Annotated in this window: 10 protein-coding genes; 6 read left to right on the top strand and 4 right to left on the bottom strand. The window is 39.2% G+C overall.

Annotated elements, in window-relative coordinates; translation table 11 throughout:
* Nucleotides 1–514: 514 nt before the first annotated feature.
* Nucleotides 515–1,522 (top strand): aromatic ring-hydroxylating dioxygenase subunit alpha, encoded by a 1,008-nt coding sequence (locus ACH0CI_RS15265; protein WP_406901762.1) that lies wholly within the window; start codon nucleotides 515–517, stop codon nucleotides 1,520–1,522.
* Nucleotides 1,523–1,553: 31 nt separating this feature from the next.
* Here ACH0CI_RS15265 and ACH0CI_RS15260 read toward each other — a convergent pair whose 3' ends face one another.
* The 3 genes from ACH0CI_RS15260 to ACH0CI_RS15250 form a co-directional block, all read right to left on the bottom strand.
* Nucleotides 1,554–2,309: an ABC transporter permease gene (locus tag ACH0CI_RS15260; RefSeq protein WP_335708254.1), complete on the bottom strand. Its 756-nt coding sequence runs from the start codon at nucleotides 2,307–2,309 to the stop codon at nucleotides 1,554–1,556.
* On the bottom strand, nucleotides 2,306–3,043 hold the full coding sequence (locus tag ACH0CI_RS15255) for an ABC transporter ATP-binding protein (protein WP_335708253.1): 738 nt from the start codon (nucleotides 3,041–3,043) through the stop codon (nucleotides 2,306–2,308). Before ACH0CI_RS15255 ends, ACH0CI_RS15260 begins: the two co-directional genes overlap by 4 nt.
* A 97-nt stretch (nucleotides 3,044–3,140) precedes the next feature.
* Nucleotides 3,141–4,448 carry a homocysteine synthase gene (locus ACH0CI_RS15250; RefSeq protein WP_406901761.1) on the bottom strand — a complete coding sequence of 436 codons (1,308 nt, stop codon included), beginning with the start codon at nucleotides 4,446–4,448 and terminating at the stop codon, nucleotides 3,141–3,143.
* Between the two features lie 342 nt (nucleotides 4,449–4,790).
* Between ACH0CI_RS15250 and yknW the strand changes: the two genes are divergently transcribed.
* Genes yknW through ACH0CI_RS15230 form a run of 4 tightly spaced genes read left to right on the top strand, consistent with a single transcriptional unit; the run spans nucleotide 4,791 to nucleotide 8,487 of the window.
* Complete coding sequence (gene yknW, locus ACH0CI_RS15245) at nucleotides 4,791–5,477, top strand: YknW family membrane protein (protein WP_047751610.1); 687 nt, start codon at nucleotides 4,791–4,793, stop codon at nucleotides 5,475–5,477.
* Complete coding sequence (locus ACH0CI_RS15240; protein ID WP_406901760.1) at nucleotides 5,478–6,608, top strand: efflux RND transporter periplasmic adaptor subunit; 1,131 nt, start codon at nucleotides 5,478–5,480, stop codon at nucleotides 6,606–6,608. It begins immediately after the preceding gene.
* The gene (locus tag ACH0CI_RS15235) at nucleotides 6,605–7,294 is read left to right on the top strand and encodes an ABC transporter ATP-binding protein (protein WP_034269508.1); all 690 of its coding nucleotides are present in this window, start codon (nucleotides 6,605–6,607) and stop codon (nucleotides 7,292–7,294) included. Before ACH0CI_RS15240 ends, ACH0CI_RS15235 begins: the two co-directional genes overlap by 4 nt.
* Entirely contained in the window at nucleotides 7,291–8,487 is a 1,197-nt protein-coding gene (locus ACH0CI_RS15230; protein ID WP_406901759.1) for an ABC transporter permease, read from the top strand. The genes ACH0CI_RS15235 and ACH0CI_RS15230 overlap by 4 nt, the downstream gene beginning before the upstream one ends.
* 69 nt (nucleotides 8,488–8,556) lie before the next feature.
* Here the strand turns inward: ACH0CI_RS15230 and ACH0CI_RS15225 are convergent, their stop codons facing one another.
* Nucleotides 8,557–9,543 (bottom strand): S8 family peptidase, encoded by a 987-nt coding sequence (locus ACH0CI_RS15225; RefSeq protein ID WP_335708373.1) that lies wholly within the window; start codon nucleotides 9,541–9,543, stop codon nucleotides 8,557–8,559.
* A 354-nt stretch (nucleotides 9,544–9,897) separates the two neighbouring features.
* On the opposite strand from ACH0CI_RS15225, the gene folP reads away from it, so the two are divergent.
* Nucleotides 9,898–10,746, top strand: coding sequence for a dihydropteroate synthase (folP, locus tag ACH0CI_RS15220; RefSeq protein ID WP_080754380.1), 849 nt, complete (start codon nucleotides 9,898–9,900; stop codon nucleotides 10,744–10,746).
* Nucleotides 10,747–10,851 lie beyond the last annotated feature (105 nt).

Genomic DNA, 10,851 nt, shown 5'->3' with positions numbered 1-10,851 from the left:
TCGCTTTTAATTTTATTTCTACCGGATAACTGACTCTTGTCCCCATAGAAAAAACACCTCCAAGTTATTGTTAGGTACTACATACCCGTTTTTTAACGTAAAGGTGTTTTTTATTTGTCTCACTCTAGGGGGTCAGTCCCTAAAAACCACAGCTTTTATTCGTTTAACCGAAAAAATTATGTGAGAGATGCTTACAAAGCAAGAGATTTTTCAGTGGGAAATTGATAAAGTAAAAATAAGAGAAATCAGTGGACAGAAAAGCTTTTAGCGGCTGGCCGCTTTTTATTCAATATGCAAGGGTTAGGTATTGAGATTAAAAAAATAGCGATGAATACGTATTGTTATTGTAGATGAAGTGCTAAGGTCGCTCTATCTGCAATTATGTAGAATCTTCGCGTGCTTATAGTCTGTTTTACGGAACGAAAAAGCTGCGGAATTAGAAGAACTCCTTCTATTTCTGCGGTTTTTTTTATAAACAAGAAATAAATTCACTTATCGTACGGAGGCGATGCAGATGATTAAAGATTTAGTATTGGCTAAGGAATGGCTGCCTGCAGCTTATTCACATGATTTAACAGATCAGCCCTTGCAAGTAACGATTTTAGAAGAGCGAGTTGCGCTGTTTCGCACAACTAATGCCATTAAAGCATTTAAAGATTTGTGCATCCATCGCGGTGCAGCGTTATCTCTTGGGAAAGTAGTAGATGATTGCATTGTGTGCCCTTATCACGGATGGAAATACGATGGTGCCGGGACTTGTGTGAAAATTCCTCAACAGCCGCCGGGAAGAGCGATTCCTTCAAAAGCAAAAGCACAGGTATATGATTGCATTGAAAAGTATGGGATTATATGGGTGAAGATGAACAGCGAGGCAAGTGATATTCCTCTTCCTCAGTATGACGAATACCTTAACTCCGGATTTAAAACGGTTTGCGCCAACCCTCATACTCTGCAGGCAGCAGCTCCTCGTGTCGTAGAAAACTTTCTAGATGTAAGCCATTTGGCTTTTGTTCACGAAGGAAGCCTTGGACACTCGGATTACGCCGAAATTCCTGATTATAAGGTACATTGGAAAGATAACCGATACATTTCTGACGAAATCGCTGTGTACGCAGATGCAGATGGTACGGGTAACTTTGCGACTATTTATTATAATTTTGAAATTCTTCGTCCTGCCGTTGCAAGGTTGAAAAAAGTGAACTATGAAACGGGTGAAATCTTTTCGATGCTGTTTGCGGTTTTACCTGAAGAGGAAAGAAAGTCGACTGTGTTTGCATTGGTTTCTAGAAACTATTCGTTTGATGCACCTGATCAATATTTCCGTGATTTTCAGCAGCTTATTATTGAACAAGATACAAGCATTGTAGAAAGTCAAAAACCCGAAGAGCTGCCGCTTGACTTACAAGCAGAGCTTCATTTGAATCCAGACCGACTGAGTATTGCCTATAGAAGATGGCTCGGTGATTTAGGAGTGACCTTTGGAAGTGACGTAGGAACAAGATTAAAAAAAGCTGCTCAATAAAAAAGAAGAAAGGAGTCTCCTTTCTTCTTTTTTATGTATGTTCACGGATAAGCTGCTGATAGCTATTAAAAAGGGTAGGATATGTTAAGCGGCTTAAGATGACGCAGGAAAGCGTAGCAGACGCTAGGATAGTAAAAACGATGAGCAGCTGGAATTTGACTGCTTGTATCGGATCTGCCCCTCCAATAATCTGGCCTGTCATCATGCCGGGAAGCTGAACGAGTCCAATTGTTTTTTGGCTTTCTACAGTAGGAATCATGCTAGCTTTGATTGCGGCATTTAAAATACTATGAATAGCTTGTTTAGGAGTTCCGCCAAGCGCCAGAATCAATTGAATTTCGTCTCGCCTTCTATTTACTTCAGCGTCTAACCGATTTAAAAATAAATTGGCCAAAATCATCGAATTTCCAATAATCATACCGCTGACAGGAATGACATATCGCGGAGTAGCAGGGATAATATGTAGGCCCAGCATAACGCTTTGGGTCAGGATTTCTACAATAAAAAGAGTGAAGAATACACGAAAGAAAGCTTTAAATCCCTGCTTTTTTTTCTTTACAACATTTTGGGAAGCGACCGTCAGCATAACGAATAAAATGAGAATCATAAAAGCAGGGTGATTTGCGTCAAAAATAAAAGATAAAACATATCCGATCACTAACAGCTGAACGGCTGCGCGAATACTGGCAATGATAATATCTTTTTCGAGTCCTATACGAAAAGATTTTGATAAAAAAAGAGCAATAAAAACAAAAACGATGGTAAAAATCAGTGAAAGTGAACTCATAGAAATGCTCCTTCAATAAATTGTTTTGTTTCAACTTTTACAGGAGCATGAAAGAAAGTCTCCGTCTTCGCTTTTTCTACAATCACTCCGTTCATTAAAAGCCAGACTTCCTCTCCTAAACGTTTGGCTTGATCTAAGTTATGGGTAACCCAAATAATCGTTTTATTCTGTTCTTTATGTAAATGAGAAATAAGCTGTTCAATTTCATGAGCAGAAGTGGCATCCAAAGCGGAAGTGATTTCGTCTAAAAGTAAAAGGTCAGATCCGTTCGACAGCGTGCGGGCTAATGATAACCTTTGTCTTTGACCACCGGATAAATCTCTTGCATCCTGCTCTAACAAGTCAGGGGAAAGACCGATTAAGGCACAGAGTTCTTCAGGCATAATATCCTGTTTGCCGTGCAGTTTTTGTACAAGCATCATATTATCTCGCACTGTTCCATCAATAACAGGAGCTGATTGAAAAGCGATGCCCACTTTTTTTCGCAAATCAGAAATATTCCATTTGCTAATGTCTTTTCCATATACTTCAATACTTCCTTCATCAGGTGCAGAAAGTAAATTGCACATGGAAAGAAGGGTGCTTTTTCCGGATCCTGATGGTCCTACCAGCATGACGAGCGAGCCTTGCATCACTGTACCCGATATGCCTTTTAAAACACTATGTTCTTTATCCTTAAATGTTTTATGAACGTCTGTAAATGTAATGGCAGGTATTGAATTGAACTTGTTCATAGTAACTCCTTTTTCATTCGTTTTGTTTATTGTAGCATAAGCGAAAGTATAAAAAGTTATTGGGTGATATAAAAAAAGCTGTGAAAAATCACAGCTTTTAAACAGTTGTATTCACTTTTTGGCTGGCTTTTAAGGCATAATCTAAATCTTCAAGAAGGTCGTCGATTGCTTCTGTTCCAACCGATAGACGAATGAGTTCTGGCGTCACACCCGAAGCTTTTTGTTCGTCTTCAGATAGCTGTTGATGAGTGGTGCTTGCCGGGTGAATAATAAGTGATTTAGAGTCGCCGATATTGGCTAAATGAGAAAATAACTGAACCGAATCAATTAACTTAGCCGCAGCATTTTTTCCTCCCCTTACACCAAAAGTTAAAATGGCTCCTTGTCCTTTAGGCAAATATTTTTGTGCCAAAGAATAGGAAGGGTGGGAAGGAAGCCCCGCATAATTTACCCATTCTACTAATTCATGCTGCTCTAAAAATTTCGCTACCTTTAATGCATTTTCGCTGTGACGCTCTAATCGCAAATGGAGTGTTTCTACCCCTTGAAGGAGTAAAAAGGAATTAAAAGGTGATAAAGCAGCTCCAATATCTCGTAAAAGCTGAACGCGCGCTTTCGTAATATAAGCAGCTTCACCGGCAGCTTCTGTGTATACGAGGCCATGATAACTTGGATCTGGAGTTGTTAAGTCTGGAAATTTTCCGCTCGCTTCCCAATTAAATTTTCCACTGTCTACGATAACACCGCCAATTGCTGTTCCATGCCCTCCAAGAAACTTAGTAGCAGAATGAACGACAATATCTGCTCCAAAATCGATGGGGCGAAGAAGGTAAGGGCTTGGAACAGTATTATCAATAATAAGAGGAATTCCATGTTCATGGGCAATGTCTGCAACTGCCTCGATGTCTAGCACATTTCCCTGTGGATTTCCAACGGATTCAGCATAAATTGCCTTTGTTTTGGAAGTGATTGCACTTCTAAAATTTTCTGGATTATCGGCGTTTACAAATTTGACGGTAATGCCCAGTTTAGGAAGGGTAGACGAAAAGAGGTTATATGTTCCCCCATATAAACTGCTTGCTGATACAATTTCATCTCCTGCGGAAGCGATATTCAAAACGGAAAAGGTAGTAGCCGACTGACCTGAAGCTACTCCTAGAGCACCAATGCCGCCTTCTAACTCAGCAATTCGCTGTTCAAAAACGTCCGTAGTAGGGTTTACAATTCGAGTGTAGATATAGCCTTGTTCACTTAAATTAAATAAAGACGCAGCATGCTCCGTATCTTTAAATCCAAATGAGCTTGTTTGATAAATAGGTACGGCACGTGAAAAAGTAGCTGGGTCAAGCTGTTGACCAGAATGGATCGCTTGTGTTTCAGGACGAAATGGTTTCTTAGCAGACATTGAAACTCCTCCTTGGATATAAAACTTATAAAAAACATAGGAATAATAAACTTTAATCATAATATACGAATTCTATTGAATGATGTCAAATGATAATTAGAATATTTAGAAAATATAAAAAAGATTAATAATGTAATTTAGCATTAAGACATCTCTTTAATTGTTAAAAATACCATAAAAAATATTAAATGTAAGAAAAATGTAAATTAATTTGTATAATTATGTTAGAATATTAGGTGTTTGAGAGTTTCTTAGAGAGCCAATTTTGCTATAAGACTTTAAAAAATAGTAAAAGGTGGGTCTTAAGATCTACTAACAAAACAAAATAAAAGGAGTTTGATTATGAGTACAGAAGTTAACGTATCTTCCGAAGTCCAAGAGAAAGGAAAGCCTTCTATTTTTGGTTTTATTACGAGTCCGGTTGTACAGTTTGAGAAAATGAAAAGCAATCCGGTCATCTGGGGACCTCTTTTACTTATCCTCATCTTAACAGCTGCAACAACGATTCTAGCCGTCTATACCCCTCAGGCACAAGAGGCGCTGCAACAGCAAAAAGAAGCTGGTATTGAAGTGAATTCAACATTTAGTATGATTGGCGGAGCGATTGGCGGAGTTATTGCAGTAGTTGCTACACTGGCATTCACAAGTTTGATTCTGTTTTTAATTGCAAAGTTAGGAACTGGAAAAACAACTTACCGCCAAATGTTTAGTTTGAATTTGTTTGTTACGTTCATCACAGTAATCGGTCAGCTAATTAATACGGGAGTCGCTGCACTAGCACATACTTCAGCGAATGTGACTTCGTTAAATGGAATGGTTGATGCTAAAGGTGCTATGGGAGGAGTATTTAACTCCATTGAAATCTTTTCTATCTGGGGACTTATTCTGACAGCAGTAGGACTACAAAAAGTGGCGAATGTATCAAAGGCTGCTTCTATTATTACAGTGATTATTTTATTCATCTTAGGAGCGGCTATTTCAGGAGTTGGAGGAGCTGCTTCAGAAGCGCTTAAAGGAGCAGGGTTGTAAATGAAAAAAGGAATACTTATTACAGCTGTAGCAGTTGTTATTGTTGCGGTTATTGGGATTAACGTATATCGTGCACAAAGTGTAAGTGGAAAAGCAGTCAATGTTCACGTAGCCAATCTAAAGGAAAAAAAGTTAAGAAATACAGTTATGGTTCCGGGTACGTTAAAGCTTGCTGATGAGCAATATGTCTATTTTGATGCTGAAAAAGGCGAGGTTGAACGATTTCACGTAACAGAAGGCTCCCGTGTACAGCAGGGAACCTCTCTTGTAACGTACGAAAGCGATGCGCTTGATTTAGAGCAAGAACAAAACAAATTAGAAAAAAAATCCAGTCAACTGCAAATTGACTCCATAAGCAAACAGCTTTCTAATTTAAATAAAAAACAAAAAGAATTGGAAAAAGAAATGAGTAAGCAGGAAGCGAGAGATCAAATTGACACAGAGCGTACGCAGCTCAATCTCGATTTAGAGACCGCTAAAATTGATTTAGAACGAAACAAACTAGAAGCCAAATCAATTGCTAAAAAAGAACGTAATTTAGACGTAGCGAGTGATATTAGTGGGACGGTGTTAGAAGTAGATAAAGAAGCGGTTAATAACACAAGTGACGTTCAAAAACCGCTTATACATATTGGTAATACCGATGAATACTTGGCTACTGGTGTGCTGTCTGAGTACGATGCGTTAAAAATTAAAACCGGTCAAGCTGTCAAAATTACATCAGATGTTTTGCCTGATAAAGAATGGGCAGGTAGCGTAAAACAAATTGACTATCTACCTCAGCAGCAGGCATCAGCAGAAGCCGGCAATGATGCGGCTAATCAATATCCGGTTGAAGTAAAAGTAGATGACCAAGATATCACGATGATTAAGCCGGGATTTAAGCTGCTGCTTGAGATTGAAACAAGCAGTAAAAAAGCTTCATCACTGCCGATAAAAGCAGTTGTAAATGAAGACGGAGAAAAATATGTGTACGTAGTGAAAGATAAAAAGGCGGTTCGTAAGGAAGTAAAGATTGGAGAAACAACAAATAAATTTATTGAAATTAAAAGCGGCGTATCTTCTAAAGACAAAGTTATTACAAATCCTTCAAAGGACTTAACTGACGGTGCGGAAGTGACTGTTCAATGATTGAACTTGTAAATATTCATAAAAGTTATCATCTTGGCAAAGAGGAAGTGCCAATTTTAAAAGATATTAATCTGAAGATTTATGACGGTGAATTTGTTGCGATTATGGGACCTTCTGGCTCTGGTAAATCAACGCTAATGAACATTATCGGGTGTTTAGACCGCGCGTCTTCAGGATCCTATTTATTAAATGAACAAGAAATCTCCACTTATAGTGATGAGCAGCTGGCAAAAGTAAGAAATATTCATATCGGTTTTGTTTTTCAACAATTTCAGCTGTTGCCGCGTTTAACAGCGGTAGAAAACGTAGAGCTTCCAATGGTATACGCCGGCGTAACGCGGAAGGAAAGAAGAGCCAGAGCAGAAGCTGCGCTTGCAAAAGTAGGACTGAGTGAGCGGATGAAACATTTACCGAGCGAGCTATCAGGAGGGCAAAAGCAGCGCGTTGCTATTGCTCGTTCTATTGTGAATAATCCCACGCTTATTTTAGCGGATGAACCTACAGGAGCTCTGGATACAAAAACAAGTGCTGATATTATGGAGCAATTTTCTAAACTTAATGCAGACGGCACAACGGTTGTAGTCATTACTCATGAACCTGAAGTGGCAGAATACACATCGCGTACAGTTATCGTTCGTGACGGTAAAGTGCTAAGTCATAGCGATAAGGAGAACGATAGCTTATGAGTTTAATAGAAAATATTCGCATGGCTCTCTCTTCGGTTCTTGCTCATAAAATGCGCTCTGTTTTGACGATGCTTGGTATTATCATTGGCGTAGCGGCTGTTATTATCGTTGTAGCCATTGGTCAAGGCGGCGAACAGATGATTAAGTCGGAAATAACAGGAGCAAGCAATACAGTTGATGTCTACTACGAGCCTCCTGAAGACGAGATGCAAGCTGATGACCTTTCCATGACGGGGGAGCCGATCTTTACAGAGGGTGATATTAAAGCTCTTTCGACTATTCCCGGCGTGAAAAATGTGGTGGCTTCTAGCTCAATGGGAATGGGAATAAGATATAGAGACAAAGAATCCGATACAACTGTTAACGCAATTAATGAAGGGTATATTGAGGTTAATCAGCTGGAGGTTTCAAAAGGAAGAATGTTGGACAGCGCTGATTTTTTGTCAGGTAATCGAGTAGGTGTTATTACGAGCGATATGAAAAAAGAGCTGTTTGATAAAAAAGAAGCCCTTGGACAAGTAGTATGGGTTCAAGGACAGCCTATCAAAATTATTGGTGTGACAAAAAAACCAAAAGGCTTTTTAGCATATGAAATACCGACTATTTACATTCCAGATAATACGTACAAATCAAGCTTCGGTAAGCTCGACTACACGAACCTTAGCGTTCAAGCAAAAAGCTCTGATCAACTGAAAAAAGTAGGCAATGACGCAACGGATTTGTTAAATAATTTGCATGATGCTGAAGATGCTTACCAAGTGCAGAACTTAGAAGAAATAGCAGATAGCATTGGAAATGTAACGCGAATTATGACAACGATTATTGGATCGATTGCAGGCATTTCCCTGCTTGTTGGCGGGATTGGCGTTATGAACATTATGCTGGTTTCTGTAACGGAACGTACAAGAGAAATTGGTATTCGTAAAGCACTGGGAGCATCTAAAAGACAAATTTTAACTCAGTTTTTGATTGAATCCATTACGCTCACGCTTATTGGTGGTTTGCTTGGCATTGGCCTCGGCGCAGGCGGGGCAGCTCTTGTTTCGTTATTTGCCGGCTGGCCGTCATTAATTTCGTGGCAAGTAGTACTTGGAGGAGTGTTGTTTTCCATGACGATTGGCATTGTATTCGGCATGCTTCCTGCAAACAAAGCGGCGAAGCTAGATCCAATCGAAGCATTAAGATATGAATAAAGACATGCGTTCGCATGTCTTTATTTCAATTTAACGAGAACCAAGAAGATTTCTCGTTTTTCTTATTTATTACTTACTAGGGTTGATACGGGCTACGTTAATAATATCATGTATTTTCTCTACCAAATCGAGCATGAGAAATCCGTTTCCTTCAGAGCTTTTCCGATATCCAAGAGGGAGCGTCCTTCTTACAAGTTGAGCATAGATTTCGGCTTCGATTAGAGAACGGCCAAATTCCTTCTCACATAAGTTAATCAATAGTGCTAAAGCTCCTGCCACGTGAGGAGTTGCCATTGAAGTTCCTGAAAGAGTCGCATATTTACCTTCTAAAAAAGTAGAGATGATGTTAACTCCCGGTGCCACTAAATCCACTTCTTCATTGACGTTGGTAAAAGGAGCCAAGCTTAAGCTGTTGTCCACTGCTCCTACTTGAATGACTTCGTTGTAACTTCCTGGATATGAATATTCAAAAGTTTCTTCGCGATCATCACCTTCATTTCCAGCCGCAACAACGACAGAAACATCTTTATTCACAGCATTTTGAACAGCTTCGTGCAGTTCTGGAACGTCTTGTGGTCCCCCGAGTGACATGGAAATAACTCGTGCTCGCTCATTGTTAGGACCTCGCCATTCGACGGCGTAGTTAATAGCGTCAATAATCCATTCGTAATTTCCCGATCCTTCACCGGTAAGTACTTTTAAGCTTAAGATTTTTGCTTTGGGTGCCACCCCTACTACCCCTTCATTATTGAGCGCAGCAGCAATGGTACCAGACACGTGAGTGCCGTGCCCATTATTATCTTCAAATACAGAAGAATCTCCGTCATAATCCGAAGTGAAGTTTCTTCCTCCGATAATACAATCTTTTAAGTCAGGATGATTTGTGTCAACACCAGTGTCGATAACTGCAATTACAATGCCTTCTCCTTGATTGCTTTGTTCCCAAATAGCAGGTGCTTGAATTAAGCTTACTCCTTTAGGCGTTTCGTTTGTTGAGTCGATAATCGACTCAATTGTATAAGGAATTAATTTGACTTGTAACGGTTGTTGATTCATAGTCATCCTCCTTAAAATGAATTCCATAAAAAATGGAAGTTACTTAATTATAAATTCCCAACTATTGCTATAAATTAAACGCTTTTAATGTGAATCCTTTCTTTTTGAATAAAAAGACTCACAAAAGATGTGAGAAGAGGAAAAAAGACCCTGAAGACAAGCCCGATAGAGATTTTTAATGTTATCTGTGTATTCACTTTTAATGTTTATCTCACACTATAGAAGAAAGAAACTCCAAGAAAAATCACATAGGACTGGTGACTTTTGATATAATTACGAACGGTATGACATTCTCAAAATACATGATATTTATAAATATATATTAATTTGCAAATTACGAAGGGGCTGAGGATAGTGTCAACTTTAACGTCTCAATCCGTCATTAAATGCGGAAAGTATGAGCTGAATTATGCGGATCGTACGCTTATTATGGGGATTTTAAACGTAAACCCGGATTCATTTTCAGACGGCGGAAAATACTACGATGTAGATAAAGCAGTTGCTCATGCTGAGGAAATGGTAAAGCAAGGAGCAGATATCATTGATATCGGAGGAGAATCAACTCGTCCTGGTTATACAAGAATTAGCGATGAAGAAGAGATTAAACGGATTGTGCCCGTTATTTCTGAAGTGGCTAAGCGCGTAGAGGTGCCGATTTCCGTAGATACATACAAATCGGAAGTGGCCAAGCATGCGCTAGAAGCAGGAGCACATATTATTAACGATATATGGGGCGCAAAAGCTGATCCTAAAATGGCTCAAGTGGCAGCTGATTATAATGTGCCCATTATTTTAATGCATAACCGTCATGAGCCTAACTATACAAATCTGATTACAGATATGATAAGTGATTTAAAAGAAAGCATCTCCATTGCAAAAGCTGCAGGAGTTCGCGACGATCAAATTATTTTAGATCCAGGCGTTGGCTTTGGAAAAACGGCTGCCCATAATGTAGAAGCAATTCAGCATTTAGACCAGCTGACGAATATGGGCTATCCGGTGCTTCTTGCTACTTCTCGTAAAGGATTTATTGGACAAATAGTCGATGCTCCTCCTACGGAAAGAATGGAAGGAACCGCAGCTACTGTATATGCTGGGATTGCACAAGGCGTTCAAATAGTTCGTGTTCATGACGTATTAGAAATCAAGCGCTTTGTAAAGATGGCAGATGTACTGGTAGGAAAACATGTCTTTCAGTTTTAATAATCATTAAAGCAGATGCGTAAGCGCTGCTTTTTTATTTTTCCTTGATTTATCCGGATAGAATACATGCCTTTAGATAAATTTAAGTAGCATCAAGGTTTTAAA

The organism is Priestia sp. 179-F W1.4 NHS (assembly GCF_045369295.1).
Lineage (GTDB): Bacteria > Bacillota > Bacilli > Bacillales > Bacillaceae_H > Priestia > Priestia zanthoxyli.
This window is presented reverse-complemented; position numbering and strand designations above follow the sequence as displayed.